Source organism: Pseudomonas sp. MF7453 (genome assembly GCF_016405455.1).
Classification (GTDB): domain Bacteria; phylum Pseudomonadota; class Gammaproteobacteria; order Pseudomonadales; family Pseudomonadaceae; genus Aquipseudomonas; species Aquipseudomonas paralactis.
On record NZ_JAEKCN010000003.1, the window covers coordinates 231,938 to 249,164 of the forward strand.

Consider the following 17,227-nt stretch of genomic DNA (forward strand, 5'->3'; position numbering starts at 1 on the left):
TGGCCCAGAGCTCCGGTATACAGGGCGTGATCATTCATCAGACCAATAGTTCGAAAGTGACCAATGGTTCACTTTCGACCTTTGACAGCGGTCATTCTTGTCTATATTTTTTCGTTTCCGAATACTGTAGGAATAGTCCATCAGTGCTCCAGCAGTAAGCCGCGGCTAAGGATGGGGATCCTCGTCACGGTGAAAATCGCGCAACCGCCCGTTGAGGCAGTGCGCCAGACAAGAACAACAACTGAGGTTTTCCATGACAACTGCTCTTCAACAGCCTTCACTTTCGAGCCAATGCATGGCCGAGTTCCTGGGCACTGCGCTGCTGATTTTCTTCGGTACCGGCTGCGTCGCTGCGCTCAAGGTCGCGGGTGCGAGCTTTGGCTTATGGGAAATCAGCATCATCTGGGGGGTCGGCGTCAGCATGGCGATCTACCTGAGTGCCGGTATTTCCGGGGCTCACCTCAACCCGGCGGTGAGTATCGCCCTGTGCCTTTTTGCCGATTTCGAAAAGCGCAAACTGCCCTTCTATATTCTCGCCCAGGTCGCTGGCGCATTCTGCTCCGCCGCCCTGGTGTACACCCTCTACAGCAATCTGTTTTTCGATTACGAACAAACCCACCAGATGGTCCGCGGCTCCCAAGCCAGCCTGGAACTGGCGTCGGTGTTCTCCACCTACCCTCATGCACTGCTGAGCACGGCCCAGGCATTCCTGGTAGAAATGGTCATCACCGCGATTTTGATGGGCGTGATCATGGCCCTCACCGACGACAACAACGGCCTGCCTCGCGGCCCGCTGGCCCCGCTGCTGATCGGCTTGTTGATCGCGGTGATTGGTAGCGCGATGGGCCCGCTGACCGGCTTTGCGATGAACCCGGCGCGGGACTTCGGGCCCAAGCTGATGACCTTTTTTGCCGGTTGGGGTGAAATGGCCTTTACTGGCGGTCGCGATATTCCTTACTTCCTGGTACCGATTTTCGCCCCGATTGTTGGTGCTTGCCTCGGTGCTGCGGCCTATCGCGGGCTGATCGCCCGCCACCTGCCGAGCGCAGCACCTGCTATAGCTGAAACACCTGACACGGCTGTCGACGGCAAGACCCGTATTTCCTGAAAGCGCCAGCCTGGCCCCTGCCCTTCGCGGCCCAGGCTGATTTCTGACTTCCTTATTTCGTTCAAGGCAATTGACATGACCGACCTTCAGAATAAGAACTACATCATTGCCCTCGATCAGGGCACCACCAGTTCGCGGGCGATCATCTTCGATCGTGACGCCAACGTGGTGTGCACCGCGCAACGTGAATTCGTTCAACACTACCCGCAGGCCGGCTGGGTAGAGCATGACCCGATGGAAATCTTCGCCACCCAAAGCGCGGTGATGGTAGAGGCGCTGGCCCAGGCCGGCTTGCACCATGACCAGGTTGCCGCCATCGGTATCACCAACCAGCGTGAAACCACCGTGGTCTGGGACAAAATCACCGGCCGCCCGATCTACAACGCGATCGTGTGGCAGTGCCGACGCAGCACTGAAATTTGCCAGCAACTCAAACGCGACGGCCATGAGCAATACATCAGCGACACCACTGGCCTGGTCACCGACCCCTACTTCTCCGGCACCAAGCTCAAGTGGATCCTCGACAACGTCGAAGGCAGCCGCGAGCGTGCACGCAATGGCGAACTGTTGTTCGGCACCGTCGACAGTTGGTTGATCTGGAAATTTACCGGCGGCAAAACCCACGTCACCGACTACACCAACGCGTCGCGCACCATGCTCTTCAACATCCACACGCTGGAGTGGGACGCGAAGATGCTGGAGATTCTCGACATCCCGCGGGAAATGCTCCCCGAAGTGAAGTCGTCCTCCGAAATCTACGGCCGCACCAAAAGTGGCATCGCCATTGGCGGTATTGCCGGTGACCAGCAAGCCGCGCTGTTTGGCCAGATGTGTGTCGAAGCCGGCCAGGCCAAGAACACCTACGGCACCGGTTGCTTCCTGCTGATGAACACCGGCGACAAGGCGGTGAAATCCAAGCACGGCATGCTCACCACCATCGCCTGCGGCCCCCGCGGCGAAGTGGCCTACGCCCTGGAAGGCGCCGTATTCAACGGCGGCTCCACCGTGCAATGGCTGCGTGACGAGCTGAAAATCATCAACGACGCCCACGACACCGAATACTTCGCCGGCAAGGTCAAGGACAGCAACGGTGTGTACCTGGTACCCGCCTTTACCGGTCTGGGCGCTCCTTACTGGGACCCGTATGCCCGTGGCGCGCTGTTCGGCCTGACACGAGGCGTACGCGTCGATCATATTATTCGTGCGGCGCTGGAGTCGATTGCCTACCAGACCCGCGACGTACTCGACGCCATGCAGCAGGACTCGGGCGAACGCCTCAAGGCCCTGCGTGTGGACGGTGGTGCGGTGGCCAACAACTTCCTGATGCAATTTCAGGCCGACATCCTCGGCACTCAGGTCGAGCGCCCGCAAATGCGCGAGACCACAGCCCTCGGCGCCGCCTACCTGGCCGGCCTGGCGTGTGGCTTCTGGGGCAGCCTGGATGAGTTGCGTGGCAAGGCGGTGATCGAGCGCGAATTCGAACCACAACTGGACGAAGCCGCCAAAGAGAAACTCTATGCCGGCTGGCAAAAAGCGGTGAGTCGCACCCGCGATTGGGAGCCGCACGAAGGCGCCGAATAAGCCAAGCGCCGGTTTCCCTTGAGGTTGTAACTGGCAGGGAGCGGATTCCTGCGTCATCATGGGCCACTTTTGTATGGCAGCCCAAAGGACGCCCCATGAATCTGCCTCCCCGCCAACAACAAATCCTCGAACTGGTCCGCGAACGCGGGTACGTCAGTATCGAGGAAATGGCGCAGCTATTCGTTGTCACCCCGCAAACCATCCGCCGCGATATCAACCAACTGGCGGATGCCAACCTGTTGCGCCGCTACCACGGCGGCGCGGCCTATGACTCCAGTGTCGAGAACACCGCGTACGCCATGCGGGCCGATCAGATGCGTGACGAGAAGCAACGCATCGGTGAAGCCATCGCTGCGCAGATTCCCGATCATGCCTCGCTGTTCATCAACATCGGCACCACCACCGAATCCATCGCCCGTGCGCTGCTCAATCACAACCACCTGAAAATCATCACCAACAACCTCAACGTCGCCACCATGCTCAGTGCCAAGGACGACTTCGATGTGTTGCTGACCGGCGGCAACGTGCGCCGCGATGGCGGCGTGGTGGGCCAGGCCAGTGTCGATTTCATCAATCAGTTCAAGGTCGACTTTGCCCTGGTGGGTATCAGCGGGATCGACGAGGACGGCAGCCTGCTGGACTTCGATTACCAGGAAGTGCGGGTTTCCCAGGCCATCATCGCCAATGCGCGGCAGGTGATTTTGGCGGCGGACTCCAGCAAATTCGGGCGCAATGCCATGATTCGCCTGGGGCCGATCAGCCTGGTGGACTGCCTGGTGACTGACCAGCAGCCGGTTCCGGCGTTGGTGCAAGTGCTGAATGAGCACAAGGTGCGGCTGGAAGTCGTTTAGCGCCTGTTCAGGCGTCATCGCGGGCAAGCCCGACTCCCACAGTTTGAAATGCGATCAAATGTGGGAGCCGGGCTTGCCCGCGATGACGGCCTCACTAACACCCATACATTCACCTTTGTTCATAATTCTTCCTTTCTCCGCCCTTCGATGAGTTTTTTCAATCGAAGTCAGCTGGCTGTGCCCGCATTTATCAGCTACCATTTTCGCAAATGAACATTAATGTTCGAATTCCAAGACGAAAAGATCGCGAGGCTAGCCGATGAACCCTTCCACCTTGCCTGCTCCACCGCTTGCCGAAGTCTATGACGTTGCCGTAATTGGTGGCGGGATCAACGGCGTCGGCATTGCAGCAGACGCAGCCGGTCGCGGGTTGTCGGTATTCCTTTGTGAAAAGGATGACTTGGCCAGCCACACTTCTTCGGCCAGCAGCAAGCTGATCCACGGTGGCCTGCGTTACCTGGAGCATTACGAATTCCGTCTGGTGCGTGAAGCATTGGCCGAACGCGAAGTTCTGCTGGCCAAGGCACCGCACATCGTCAAGCAAATGCGCTTCGTACTGCCGCACCGCCCGCACCTGCGCCCGGCCTGGATGATTCGTGCTGGTCTGTTCCTTTATGACCACTTGGGCAAGCGCGAAAAGCTCGCGGGTTCCAAAAGCCTTAAGTTCGGCGCCGACAGCCCGCTCAAAAGCGAAATCACCAAAGGCTTTGAATACTCCGACTGCTGGGTCGACGATGCCCGCCTGGTGGTACTCAACGCCATGGCTGCCCGTGAGAAAGGCGCGCACATCCACACCCAGACCCGTTGCGTCAGCGCCAAGCGCAGCAACGGTATGTGGGAAATGAACATGGAACGTGCCGACGGCAGCCTGTTCTCGATCCGCGCCCGCGCCCTGGTGAATGCCGCCGGCCCATGGGTGGCCAAATTCATCCGCGATGACCTGAAGCTGGATTCACCGTACGGCATTCGTCTGATCCAGGGCAGCCACCTGATCGTGCCGAGACTGTACGAGGGTGCTCACGCGCATATTCTGCAAAACGAAGACCAACGCATCGTCTTCACCATTCCGTACCTGAACCACCTGACCATCATCGGCACCACCGACCGCGAATACACCGGCGATCCGGCAAAAGTCGCGATTACCGAAGGTGAAACCGACTACATGCTCAAGGTGGTCAACGCACACTTCAAGAGACAGCTGAGCCGCGACGATATTGTCCACACCTACTCCGGCGTGCGCCCACTGTGCAATGACGAGTCGGACAACCCGTCGGCAATTACACGGGACTACACCCTGTCGCTGTCCGGCGGCACCGGCGAAGCGCCGATCCTGTCGGTATTCGGCGGCAAGCTGACCACCTATCGCAAGCTGGCCGAATCGGCCATGGCCCAACTGGCGCCGTACTTTACCCAGATGCGCCCAAGCTGGACCGCCACCGCAAGCCTGCCCGGCGGCGAAGACATGAGCACGCCTGAAGCGCTGGCCGAAGCCATCCGCAACAAGTTCGACTGGGTGCCGAGCGAGATCGCCCGTCGCTGGTCCACCACGTATGGCAGCCGCACCTGGCGCCTGCTTGAAGGCGTGCAGTCGCTGGCCGACCTCGGTGATCACCTGGGTGGCGGCCTGTATACCCGCGAAGTCGACTACCTGTGCGCCGAGGAATGGGTGACCCAACCGCAGGACGTGCTGTGGCGCCGCACCAAGCTCGGCCTGTTCACCACACCGCAGGAGCAGGAAAACCTGCAGCATTACCTGTCCAAGGTCGAGCAGAGCCGCAGTAAGATCGAAGCCGCCTGACCGCCCTACTATAGGAGCGAGCTTACTCGCGAAAAACCTGAGAGCGCCGCGTTTATCCAGAATAAACGCGGCGTTTTTGCGTTTTTGGCGAGCAAGCACGCGCCTACGGACTATTCGGTTTTCCGAACACGCCCCTCTGCTCTATTCGGTTTGCCGGATCGAAGACTGAAAATATCGCCGAAACAAAAAATTAATTTCTATATAAATCATGCGCTTAACCTTTTATTTTCGGTATGGCACGACTCATGCTCTACACTCTTTGACGATTACCTGAGGCGCCTTAGGAGCCGTCACGGGCATTCGCTGTACAAGAGAGCCGTTCAAGCTGGCTTCATAAAAAAAACAAATGTCGAGGAAGTATTGATGCGCATCGTTCCCCATATCCTGGGCGCAGCTATCGCTGCTGCTCTGATCAGCACTCCAGTTTTCGCCGCAGAACTCACCGGCACGCTGAAGAAAATCAACGACTCCGGCACCATCACTCTCGCTCACCGCGACAGCTCTATTCCGTTTTCCTACATTGCGGATGGTTCGGGCAAACCCGTGGGCTACTCCCACGACATTCAGTTGGCCGTCGTTGAACAACTGAAAAAAGACCTGAACAAACCCGACCTGAAAGCCAAGTACAACCTGGTGACCTCGCAAACCCGTATCCCGTTGATCCAGAACGGCACCGCGGACCTGGAATGCGGTTCCACCACCAATAACGCCGAACGCGCCCAGCAAGTCGACTTCACCGTCAACATCTTCGAAATCGGCACCCGTCTGCTGGTCAAGAAAGACAAGGAAGGCAAGCCGTCCTACGCTGACTTTGCCGACCTCAAAGGCAAAAACGTCGTGACCACCGCCGGCACCACGTCCGAGCGCATCATCAAAGCGATGAACGCCGACAAGCAGATGGGCATGAACGTTATCTCCGCCAAAGACCACGGCGAATCCTTCCAGATGCTCGAAAGCGGCCGTGCCGTTGCGTTCATGATGGACGACGCGCTGCTGGCCGGTGAAGAAGCCAAGGCCAAGAAGCCGGACGACTGGGTTATCACCGGTACTCCGCAGTCCTTCGAAGCCTATGCGTGCATGGTTCGCAAAGGCGACCCGGACTTCAAGAAAGCCGTGGATGACGCCATTGTCGCCCTGTACAAGTCCGGCGAGATCAACAAGATCTACGCCAAATGGTTCGAAAGCCCGATCCCACCGAAAGGCCTGAACCTGAACTTCCCGATGAGCGACAAGGTCAAGGAGCTGATCGCCAACCCAAGCGACAAACCAGCGCCAGAAGTAAAAATCTGATACCTGACTAAGCTTATCTCCTGAGGGAGCCAACCTCCCTCAGGCGCCTGTAATTACCTGCTGGCTTTAACTTGGAACACTCGACCTGGCGGTTTTCGAGCCGATCGCGTGTGCCTGGCATTCATTGTCAGGCGGGAAAGGATCTTCCCCAAGCGGGTGCTTGTACATCGATCGATTTCGAGGGGAGACCCTAATGAATTACAACTGGGACTGGGGCGTATTCTTCAAGTCCACCGGCGTGGGCAGCGAGACTTATCTCGACTGGTACCTCTCCGGGCTGGGCTGGACCATCGCCATCGCCATCGTGGCATGGATTATCGCCTTGCTGCTGGGCTCCATTCTGGGGGTCATGCGCACGGTGCCAAACCGCCTCGTGTCGGGCATTGCGACCTGCTACGTGGAACTGTTTCGTAACGTGCCGCTGCTGGTTCAGCTGTTCATCTGGTACTTCCTGGTACCGGACATGCTGCCGCAAAACCTGCAGGACTGGTACAAACAAGACCTGAACCCGACCACCTCAGCCTACCTGAGCGTCGTGGTGTGCCTGGGCCTGTTCACCGCCGCCCGTGTGTGTGAGCAAGTACGTACAGGCATTCAGGCGCTGCCACGCGGCCAGGAATCCGCCGCCCGCGCCATGGGCTTCAAGCTGCCGCAGATCTACTGGAACGTGCTGCTGCCCCAGGCGTATCGCATCATCATTCCACCGCTCACCTCCGAATTCCTCAACGTGTTCAAGAACTCCTCCGTGGCGTCCTTGATCGGCTTGATGGAACTGCTGGCACAAACCAAACAGACCGCCGAGTTTTCGGCCAACCTGTTTGAAGCCTTCACCCTGGCCACGCTGATCTACTTCACCCTGAACATGAGCCTGATGCTGCTGATGCGCGTCGTGGAGAAGAAAGTCGCAGTGCCCGGCCTGATCTCTGTGGGGGGTAAATAATGGACTTCGATTTCAGCGGCATCATCCCCGCCATCCCGGGCCTGTGGAACGGCATGGTCATGACCTTGAAGCTGATGGTCATGGGTGTGGTCGGCGGCATCATCATCGGGACCATTCTGGCCTTGATGCGCTTGTCGTCCAATAAACTGCTGTCCCGCGTGGCCGGCGCCTATGTGAACTACTTCCGCTCGATCCCGCTGCTGCTGGTGATCACCTGGTTCTACCTGGCGGTGCCGTTCGTGCTGCGCTGGATCACCGGCGAAGACACGCCGATCGGTGCGTTCACCTCCTGCGTCGTGGCGTTCATGATGTTCGAGGCTGCGTACTTCTGCGAAATCGTGCGGGCCGGCGTGCAGTCGATCCCCAAGGGCCAGATGGCGGCAGCACAAGCCATGGGCATGACCTATGGTCAGACCATGCGCCTGATCATCCTGCCCCAGGCGTTCCGCAAGATGACGCCGTTGCTGCTGCAACAGTCGATCATCCTGTTTCAGGACACCTCCCTGGTCTACACCGTGGGCCTGGTGGACTTCCTCAACTCCGCCCGTTCCAACGGCGACATCATCGGCCGCTCCAATGAGTTCCTGATCTTTGCCGGTGTCGTCTACTTCATCATCAGCTTTTCCGCCTCGCTGCTGGTCAAGCGTCTGCAAAAAAGGTTTGCCGTATGATCTCTATCAAGAACATCAACAAGTGGTATGGCGACTTCCAGGTGCTGACCGATTGCAGCACCGAGGTTAAAAAAGGCGAAGTGATCGTGGTGTGCGGGCCCTCCGGCTCGGGCAAATCCACCCTGATCAAGTGCGTCAACGCGCTGGAGCCGTTCCAGAAGGGCGACATTGTGGTCGATGGCACCTCCATCGCCGACCCGAAGACCAACCTGCCGAAACTGCGCTCACGCGTGGGCATGGTGTTCCAGCACTTCGAACTGTTCCCGCACCTGACCATCACCGAAAACCTGACCATCGCGCAGATCAAGGTGCTGGGCCGCAGCAAGGAAGAAGCCACCAAGAAGGGCCTGCAACTGCTCGAACGCGTGGGCTTGTCGGCACACGCCCACAAGCATCCTGGCCAGCTCTCCGGCGGTCAGCAGCAACGTGTGGCGATTGCCCGCGCCCTGGCCATGGACCCGATCGTCATGCTGTTCGACGAACCGACCTCGGCGCTGGACCCTGAAATGGTCAACGAAGTGCTCGACGTGATGGTGCAACTGGCCCACGAAGGCATGACCATGATGTGCGTGACCCACGAAATGGGCTTTGCGCGCAAAGTGGCCGACCGTGTGATCTTCATGGACGCCGGCAAGATCATCGAAGACTGCCCGAAAGAAGAGTTCTTCGGCGACATCAGCGCACGCTCCGAACGCGCGCAGCACTTCCTTGAGAAAATCCTGCAGCACTAAAAGCAACACCGTTCGTCCTGTAGGAGCCGGGCTTGTGTGGGAGCTGGCTTGCCTGCGATGGCATCGCCTCGGTGCAACTGTTACACCGAGGCGCCTGCATCGCGGGCAAGCCCGGCTCCCACACAAGCCCGCTCTTACACTGGCGAAAAGTAGCTGACCCAAGGCATCTGTGATGAAATGCGACCCCAATCAATATCGCGCCGCGCCGCCATCACTTGCCGTGAAGCCTCGTCTGATACGCCAACTGTTCCTGCCGCCGCTGATCATCGCCCTGATGATCGGTCTGGGTTATATCGGCTTCTGGGTCAGCGAGTACTATGGCATCCGCACCCTCAGCGACAACGGCGAACGCCAGTTGGAGCTGCACGCCCGCACCGTCGAAAGTGAACTGAGCAAATACACCTACCTGCCCAGCCTGCTGGAGCTGGAGTCCAGCGTGTCGCAATTGCTGGCCGAGCCGAACCAGGAAACCCGCAAAACAGTCAATGACTACCTTGAAGGCCTGAACCGTCGCAGTCGCAGCCGAGCCATCTACGTGATGGACACCACCGGCCGCGTGCTGGCCACCAGTAACTGGCGCGATGCCGACAGTTACCAGGGTGAAGACCTGTCTTTTCGCGCCTATTTCCAGAATGCCGTACGTGGCCAGCCCGGCCGTTTCTACGGTATCGGCAGCACCAACGGCGAACCCGGCTATTACCTGGCCCATGGCCTGGAAGAGCACGGCAAGATCATCGGCGTCGCCGTGGTCAAAGTGCGCCTCGAAGCCCTTGAAGAGCGCTGGCAACGCGCCCGTCTTGAGGCATTCGTGAGCGACGAGAACGGCATCATCATTTTGTCCAGTGACCCGGCGCGTCGCCTCAAGGCTGTACGTCCGCTGAGCGATGACACCAAGGATCGCCTGGCTCACAGCCTGCAATATTACTGGGCAACGCTCAATGAACTGCAACCCCTGGCCCGCGAGCGCCTGAACGAAGGCACCGAGAAGCTGACCTTCCCGGCCAATTCGGAAGTGGTCAATGACCAGCACGCCGTCAGCTACCTGGCGCAAACCCGACCGCTCAACGACACGCCGTGGAATTTCACCCTGCTTACCCCGCTCAATGACTTGCGCCGCGCCGCCATCAATCAGGGCATTCTGGTGGCCGTTGCCTTTGGCCTCGTGGCCTTCCTGCTGATTGCCTGGAACGAACGACGCAAGGTCATCGCCACCCGCCTCGCCGCTCGGGAAGCCTTGCAGGAAGCCAACAGCCAACTGGAGCGGCGGATCGCCGAACGCACCGCCGACCTGCGCGCCAGCAACGAACGGCTCAAGGGCCAGATTCGCGAACGGCGCCAGGCTGAAGAAACCCTGCGCCGCGCCCAGGACGAATTGGTGCAGGCCGGCAAACTCGCCGCCATCGGCCAGATGTCCACCAGCATCGCCCACGAGTTGAACCAGCCGCTGGCCGCGCTGCGCACCCTATCCGGCAACACCGTGCGCTTTCTTGAGCGCGGCGCCCTGGACACCGCCAGCACCAACCTCAAGACCATCAACGAACTGATCGACCGCATGGGCCGTATCACCGCCAGCCTGCGCTCGTTCGCCCGGCGCGGCGATGACCAGGGCGAAGCCAGCCTGGGCAAGGCCGTGGACGCTGCGTTTCAGGTGCTGGGCGCGCGCCTGGACGGTTTGCCACTGACCTTGCACCGCGACTTCGCTCCCGCCCAGTTGCAGATTGATCAGACGCGCCTGGAACAGATCCTGGTCAACCTGATCGGTAATGCGCTGGATGCGATGCAGGCGCAACCGGCGCCGCAATTGTGGCTGGAGGGCCAGAGTGCCGAGGGCAAATATCGTCTGCTGGTGCGCGACAATGGTCACGGCATCGACCCGGAGGCGCGCAAGCATTTGTTCGAACCCTTCTTCACCACCAAGCCCGGCGAACAAGGCCTTGGGCTGGGCCTGACGCTGTCCGCGAGCCTTGCGGCCGCGACCGGTGGCAGCCTGGCCGTGGAACACCCGGCCAATGGTGGTACTGCCTTTGTCCTGAACCTGCCGCTGGCGGGTTCTGAAAAAGTTGAGTCGACATGAATATTGAATCCCAAGACCTGACCGTGCTGATTGTCGAAGATGACCCCCATGTGCTGCTCGGTTGCCAGCAGGCCCTGGCGCTGGAAGACATCCCCAGCGTCGGCGTGGGCAGCGCCGAAGAAGCGCTCAAGCGCATCGGCGAGAACTTTGCCGGCATTGTCATCAGTGATATTCGCCTGCCGGGCATCGACGGCCTGGAGCTGCTGACCCGCCTCAAGGCCCTGGATAAAAGCCTGCCGGTGGTACTGATTACCGGGCACGGCGATATCTCCATGGCCGTCGGCGCCATGCGCAACGGCGCTTACGACTTCATGGAAAAACCCTTCTCTCCCGAGCGCCTGGTCGATGTTGCCCGTCGCGCCCTGGAGCAGCGCGGGCTGGCGCGAGAGGTCTGGTCACTGCGCCGCCAGCTGGCCGAGCGTGATTCGCTGGAAGGCCGCATCATCGGCCGCTCGCCAGCGATGCAAAACCTGCGCGAACTGATCGCCAACGTCGCCGACACGTCAGCCAACGTGCTGATCGAAGGCGAGACCGGTACCGGCAAGGAATTGGTCGCGCGTTGCCTGCATGATTTCAGCCGCCGCCACGCCCATCAGTTCGTTGCCTTGAACTGCGGGGGCCTGCCGGAAAACCTGTTCGAAAGCGAAATTTTCGGCCACGAGGCCAATGCCTTTACCGGCGCCGGAAAACGCCGCATCGGCAAGATCGAGCACGCCCACCAGGGCACGCTGTTCCTCGATGAAGTGGAAAGTATGCCGATCAACCTGCAGATCAAACTGTTGCGGGTGCTGCAGGAGCGTACCCTGGAACGCCTGGGTTCGAACCAGAGCGTGGCCGTGGATTGCCGGGTAATCGCCGCCACCAAGTCCGACCTCGACGAACTGAGCCGCGCCAACCAGTTCCGCAGCGACCTGTACTACCGCCTCAACGTGGTCACCCTGGAACTGCCGCCGTTGCGCGAGCGGCGTGAAGACATCCTGCAACTGTTCGAACACTTCCTGCAGCAATCGTCGCTACGCTTCGACCGGGCGGTGCCGGAGCTGGACAACCAGACCTTGTCGAGCCTGATGAGCCACGACTGGCCGGGCAACGTGCGCGAACTGCGCAACGTCGCCGAACGCTTTGCCCTGGGCCTGCCCGCCTTCAAGAAAAGCGGCGCCGGCAACGGCAACCAAGGGGTTGCTTTTACCGAGGCGGTGGAAGCCTTTGAGCGCAACCTGCTGGTGGACGCCTTGCAGCGCAGCGGCGGAAACCTGACCCAGGCCAGCCAGGAACTGGGGATGGCCAAGACCACCCTGTTCGACAAGGTCAAGAAATACGGGTTGAGCCACTGATGGATCTGTTCCTGAAGGCCGCACTCGGCGCGGCGGTGGTGCTGATCCTGGCGGCACTGGCCAAGACCAAAAACTATTACATCGCAGGCTTGGTGCCGCTGTTTCCGACCTTCGCGCTGATCGCTCATTACATCGTCGGCAAAGGGCGAACGGTTGCGGATTTGAAGACCACCATCGTGTTCGGGATGTGGTCGATCATTCCGTACTTCGTGTACCTGGCGACCTTGTATGTGATGGTGGATCGGATGCGGTTGGAGGCATCGCTGGCAGTCGCCGCCGTGGCCTGGTTGATGGCTGCGACGGTGTTGGTCAGCGTGTGGGTACGCCTCCACACCTGACGCAACGCGGTTAAACAGGTGGGATCGCCCTTTGTAGGAGCGAGCTTGCTCGCGAGAAACTCACAGGCGCCGCGTTTACTCAGGAAGCACGCGTTATCGTTGACGTTTTTCGCGAGCAAGCTCGCTCCTACAACATGTTTAATCACAGCGTGTCAGCGGACTATTTTGTCTACCTGAATGCCCAGTTTTTTCAGGCGATACCAGAAACTGCGTTCGGAAATCCCGATGCGCTGCGCCGCCGCAGCCTGCACCCCATTGCTCTCCTGCAACGCCGCCAGAATGTAGGCTTTCTCCACCTCGGCCAGCGCCGCATCCAGATCCTGCGGCACGCCCGGGCCGTCGCTGAGGATCGCCGTCACATCGCCCTCGCTTGGTTTCGAAGCAAACAGATACCCCGGCAAATCTATATCCTCGATCACCGGCGACGCCGCCACGATGGTCGCGCGCTCCACACAGTTTTGCAGCTCGCGGATATTGCCCGGCCAGTGATACGCCGCCATCGCCTGCAACGCCTCGGGGCTGAAACCGGTAATGCGTTTGCCCGCGGTGGCACTCAAGGTCTGGGCGAAATGCCGGGCCAGGGGCGCAATGTCTTCCACGCGCTCGCGCAGAGCCGGCAATGGAATCGGGAAGACGTTGAGGCGGTAGTACAGGTCTTCGCGAAACTCTTTATTCGCCACCGCATCCAGCAGGTTCTTGTTGGTGGCGGCAATCACCCGCACGTCCACCTTGCGCTCGCGTGGGTCCCCCACCGGCTCGATCACCCGCTCCTGCAAGGCGCGCAAAATCTTGGCCTGCAACGCCAGGGGCATATCCCCCACCTCATCGAGGAACAACGTGCCTTTGTCGGCCTGCATGAAGCGCCCTACCCGGTCGGCCACGGCCCCGGTGAAAGCGCCTTTGCGATGGCCGAACATCTCGCTTTCCAGCAAGCCTTCGGGAATCGCCGCACAGTTGACGGCCACAAAGGGTTTGTCGGCGCGGCTGCCATGCTTGTGAATGGCGCGGGCGACCATTTCCTTGCCGGTGCCGCTTTCGCCGGTCAGCAGGATGGTCGCGCTGCTGTCACGCACCGAGTCCACGGCTTGCAGCACCTGGCGAAACGCCGGGCTGTCGCCCACCAGGCTGTCGAACTGCGCGTGTTCGTCCAGCTCGGCGCGCATCCGCGCGTTATCGCGCATGATGTCGCGAAATTGCAGGGCCTTGGCTACCGTGATGTCCAGCTCGTCGATATCAAACGGCTTGGCGATGTAGTCATAGGCGCCGTTGCGCATCGATTGCACGGCATTTTTGACTGTGCTGTAGGCGGTCATCACGATCACCGGCACATGCGGATAGCGCACCTTGATCTCGGCCAACAGCGCCGGCCCGTCCATGCCCGGCATACGCCAGTCGCTGATCACCAGGTCGATGTCCTCCTCGCCCAGCACCTTGAGCGCATGCAGGCCGTTGCCCGCGCTGAACACCTCAATACCGTTCTGGCTCAGGGCCTGGGTCAACAGATCACAGAGCTTGGGCTCGTCGTCGACCACCAATACGTTATGCGTCATGCCCGTCCTCATCCTCGCCGTCGTCTTCACCGTTAGCCGGAATGTACAGGCTGAAGGTGGCGCCGGCATCTTTCTCACTGGCGCATTCGATGCTGCCGTCGTGACTTTCCATGATCGAATAGACTTTGGCCAGGCCCAACCCGGTGCCTGAGGCCTTGGTGGTGACAAACGGCGTGAAGATACGCTCGACCATATCCGCCGGGATCCCCTGGCCCGTGTCGGCGATGCTGATCACCGTGTTGTCGTCCACGCTGCGAATGCCCAGCGTCAGGCGCCCGCCTTCGGGCATCGCGTCGATGGCGTTGAGTATCAAGTTCAGGCAAGCCTGCTTGAGCTGCTTGGCGTCGGCGTAGATCGTGGCGTCGGGCGCCTGATCGTCAATCTGTGCATCGATAGTATGGGTGCTCAGCTCCGGGCCGCAGAAACCGAGGATTTCTTCCACCAGGGCGCGTGCCGGTTGCAGCACGCGAATCGGTGGGTTGGGCTTGGCGAAATCGAGGAACTCGGTAATCAGTTCGTTGATGCGGCTGACCTCGCTGATGACGTATTCCAGGTGACGCTTATCGGTGTCTGCCAGGTCGGCACGCCGATGCAACAGTTGGGTGGCAGTCTTGATGATGCCCAGCGGGTTGCGGATTTCGTGGGCCAGGCCCATGGCGACCTCACCCAGGGCATGCAGGCGATCACGTCGGCGCAGTTGGGCTTCGAGGTGGTGCAGTTCGCCCAGGCGCTCGGTCATGTGGTTGAAGGTGCTGCTCAGTTGCGCCAGTTCATCGCCGCCACTGACCACCACGCGGTGCGCATAACTGCCCGAGATCACCGCATCCACTCCCTGGGACAAATCGCGCAGGGGCTTGGTCAGGCGTCGCGACACCAGCAACCCGGCCGCCAGGGACAGCGCCGAGCTGACCAGGAAGATCAGCACGAACAGGTTGCTCTGATTCACCAGCCCGACCAGGCTGGTATGACGCAACAGGCCGCTGAATATCACGCCCTGCAGTTCACCGGCATCATTGAAGATCGGCCAATACAAACCGCTGTACTGGTTGGTGAATTGCTCGCTGGGCTGCTTGGTGCTGCGCAGCGCAGCCTCGACATTTTTCGGAATGCGCGAAGGGTGATTCTCGAAACGCTGGGTGGAAAATATCTCGGAAAAACCCGCCGGGTTGGCCAGGTACAAACGCAGGTCCAGGGAGTGCACATCGGCTACGCTGGTCAGGAAACTGCTGTCCAGGTAGGTCGCCACCAACAACAGGTAGTCAACGCCATCGCGGCTGGTCTCGAAGGTCGACACCACCAGCCCCGTGCTCACCCCAGCGACTTGCACAGTCTGCAGCACGGCGTTGCTGGTCAGGTTGATCTGCCTGACGATGTCATCGGAGGCCGTGCTGAACACCACTTTACGGTCGCTGGTGCGAATCAGCGCGACTACATCGATATCGGTGGCATCGGCAATGTCGGCGGTGAGCCGGTCATGCTTCTCGGCATTTTTGGACGACGGCGGGCTGGTATAGCGCAGGAACAGCTTGGCCATGCGCGCGTTGTCATGAAGGATGTCACCGATCTCATCCTTGACGATCTTGGTCGACTCTTGCAGCCAGATGCGCACGTTACTGTCGAAAATCTGCGACAGCGTAGTGGCCGCCAGCTCAGCGGCAATCATGGTTGGAATCACGCTGACCAGCCAGAACGCCAGCACCAGCTTGCGCTGGACGCTCCAACGCGAAATGGCAAAGGGGCGAGCTTTCTGGCGGGTCTTGGTGATCATCAGGTTTCGCTTATCGCAGCAGCCATGGCAGGGTCGGAACGATCCGGTCGAATAAACAGTTTTACAAGTTTGAGCAGGCTGTTGACCAGCCGGTTGCGATGGCGGAAGAACAGGCTGTTGCCCTCGAACTCGCACCCCAGCCGCAGTTTACTGGCATACCCGGCCTGGCCGCACTCGTACACCGGGATATTGTGTTCAATACAATAGTCGACATTGGTCAGCCAACTGCGAAAGTACAGGTTGTACTCACGGCTGAACTCGATGTCGTGACCAAAGAACTTGTCCACCAGCCGCTGCTCATCCAGCAGGATCAGGTTGAACGCCACCAGGCGTTCGTCCACCCAGTAAAGAACACAGACCGCCCGCTCGTGAAGGTGTTCGAGCACGCCGGTGAAGTAACCGGCAGGCAAACGCTCGAACTGTAAATCCGCGCGTGCAAGCGTGGCCTCATACAGGCGCATGATCTCGGGCAGCACATCATCGACGTTGTGCCGCCACTCGATGCGCGGCCCGGGCGCCCGCAGTTTGCGGCGCAGGTCCTTGCGCGTGGATTTGCCCAGCGAGCCCAGGTACGCATCCACCGACCCATAGGGCAACGGCAACACCCCGGTCGGCAAGCTCGGCATGGTCTGAAAGCCGGCCGCGCGGCAACTGTCGGCCCAATGCGGGTCGTTGGTCGGCGCGTCCTTGACCGCCACCAGGCCGATACCGAAGTGATCGGCATCACGCCGCGCAGCGGCCAGTAACTGCTGCAACAACACTGCGCGACGGGCCTTGGGGATATGGCTGGCGACGCCCGCATCACAGCGCTCAGCCACCGGCGAACCCAGGGCGTACAGCGCCAATTGCAAAGCCTGCGGCCACAGGCGATTCAGGCGCTCGGTCAAACGCTTGCCGGCCCCCGACACCGTGGTGTCGAGGCGATAGTGGGTGATGAACGCAGCAGCCACGGCCACCAGCGTTTCATCTTCGTAGACTGCCAGGTAGCGCCACTGAAAATCATCAATCGCAGCGTTTTCCACGGCCAGGTAATAGTCCCAATCCTCCAGGGCACCGGGAAAACAGTCATTCCAGGCATCACGCTGGATCGCCCGGATGGTCGGGAAGGCTTGGGTAGTTATCACAGTTTTTCCTTATCAACGCCGCCCTACTGTAGGAGCGAGCTTGCTCGCGAAAACCGAACAGACACCGCG

Annotated in this window: 14 protein-coding genes; 11 read left to right on the forward strand and 3 right to left on the reverse strand. The window is 60.0% G+C overall.

Annotated features, from left to right (window positions below):
- Positions 1-253: 253 nt before the first annotated feature.
- From JFT63_RS06970 to JFT63_RS07020, 11 genes are all read left to right on the forward strand, one after another.
- Positions 254-1,108, forward strand: a complete 855-nt coding sequence (locus JFT63_RS06970; RefSeq protein ID WP_198843658.1) for an MIP/aquaporin family protein — start codon at positions 254-256, stop codon at positions 1,106-1,108.
- Positions 1,109-1,183: 75 nt separating this feature from the next.
- Positions 1,184-2,689 carry a glycerol kinase GlpK gene (glpK, locus tag JFT63_RS06975; protein WP_032893327.1) on the forward strand — a complete coding sequence of 502 codons (1,506 nt, stop codon included), beginning with the start codon at positions 1,184-1,186 and terminating at the stop codon, positions 2,687-2,689.
- A 95-nt stretch (positions 2,690-2,784) separates the two neighbouring features.
- Positions 2,785-3,540, forward strand: a complete 756-nt coding sequence (locus JFT63_RS06980) for a DeoR/GlpR family transcriptional regulator (protein WP_014717134.1) — start codon at positions 2,785-2,787, stop codon at positions 3,538-3,540.
- Between the two features lie 259 nt (positions 3,541-3,799).
- Positions 3,800-5,338 (forward strand): glycerol-3-phosphate dehydrogenase, encoded by a 1,539-nt coding sequence (glpD, locus tag JFT63_RS06985; RefSeq protein WP_057701408.1) that lies wholly within the window; start codon positions 3,800-3,802, stop codon positions 5,336-5,338.
- 363 nt (positions 5,339-5,701) lie between these two features.
- Positions 5,702-6,628, forward strand: a complete 927-nt coding sequence (locus JFT63_RS06990; protein WP_005785249.1) for a glutamate/aspartate ABC transporter substrate-binding protein — start codon at positions 5,702-5,704, stop codon at positions 6,626-6,628.
- A 193-nt stretch (positions 6,629-6,821) separates the two neighbouring features.
- Positions 6,822-7,568: an amino acid ABC transporter permease gene (locus JFT63_RS06995; protein WP_003188956.1), complete on the forward strand. Its 747-nt coding sequence runs from the start codon at positions 6,822-6,824 to the stop codon at positions 7,566-7,568.
- Positions 7,568-8,239, forward strand: a complete 672-nt coding sequence (locus JFT63_RS07000; RefSeq protein ID WP_003188954.1) for an amino acid ABC transporter permease — start codon at positions 7,568-7,570, stop codon at positions 8,237-8,239. The genes JFT63_RS06995 and JFT63_RS07000 overlap by 1 nt, the downstream gene beginning before the upstream one ends.
- Positions 8,236-8,970: an amino acid ABC transporter ATP-binding protein gene (locus tag JFT63_RS07005; protein WP_007916729.1), complete on the forward strand. Its 735-nt coding sequence runs from the start codon at positions 8,236-8,238 to the stop codon at positions 8,968-8,970. The genes JFT63_RS07000 and JFT63_RS07005 overlap by 4 nt, the downstream gene beginning before the upstream one ends.
- Positions 8,971-9,142: 172 nt before the next feature.
- The gene (locus tag JFT63_RS07010) at positions 9,143-11,044 is read left to right on the forward strand and encodes a sensor histidine kinase (RefSeq protein WP_057701409.1); all 1,902 of its coding nucleotides are present in this window, start codon (positions 9,143-9,145) and stop codon (positions 11,042-11,044) included.
- Positions 11,041-12,378: a sigma-54-dependent transcriptional regulator gene (locus JFT63_RS07015; protein WP_057701410.1), complete on the forward strand. Its 1,338-nt coding sequence runs from the start codon at positions 11,041-11,043 to the stop codon at positions 12,376-12,378. The genes JFT63_RS07010 and JFT63_RS07015 overlap by 4 nt, the downstream gene beginning before the upstream one ends.
- Positions 12,378-12,716, forward strand: a complete 339-nt coding sequence (locus JFT63_RS07020; RefSeq protein WP_057701411.1) for a GlpM family protein — start codon at positions 12,378-12,380, stop codon at positions 12,714-12,716. Before JFT63_RS07015 ends, JFT63_RS07020 begins: the two co-directional genes overlap by 1 nt.
- A gap of 152 nt (positions 12,717-12,868) precedes the next feature.
- Here the strand turns inward: JFT63_RS07020 and JFT63_RS07025 are convergent, their stop codons facing one another.
- From JFT63_RS07025 to JFT63_RS07035, 3 genes are read right to left on the reverse strand one after another with little or no spacing between them, the layout of a single operon-like run.
- On the reverse strand, positions 12,869-14,266 hold the full coding sequence (locus JFT63_RS07025) for a sigma-54-dependent transcriptional regulator (protein WP_186559814.1): 1,398 nt from the start codon (positions 14,264-14,266) through the stop codon (positions 12,869-12,871).
- Positions 14,256-16,034, reverse strand: coding sequence for a sensor histidine kinase (locus JFT63_RS07030; RefSeq protein ID WP_198843659.1), 1,779 nt, complete (start codon positions 16,032-16,034; stop codon positions 14,256-14,258). Before JFT63_RS07030 ends, JFT63_RS07025 begins: the two co-directional genes overlap by 11 nt.
- On the reverse strand, positions 16,034-17,158 hold the full coding sequence (locus tag JFT63_RS07035) for a GNAT family N-acetyltransferase (protein WP_198843660.1): 1,125 nt from the start codon (positions 17,156-17,158) through the stop codon (positions 16,034-16,036). Before JFT63_RS07035 ends, JFT63_RS07030 begins: the two co-directional genes overlap by 1 nt.
- Positions 17,159-17,227 lie beyond the last annotated feature (69 nt).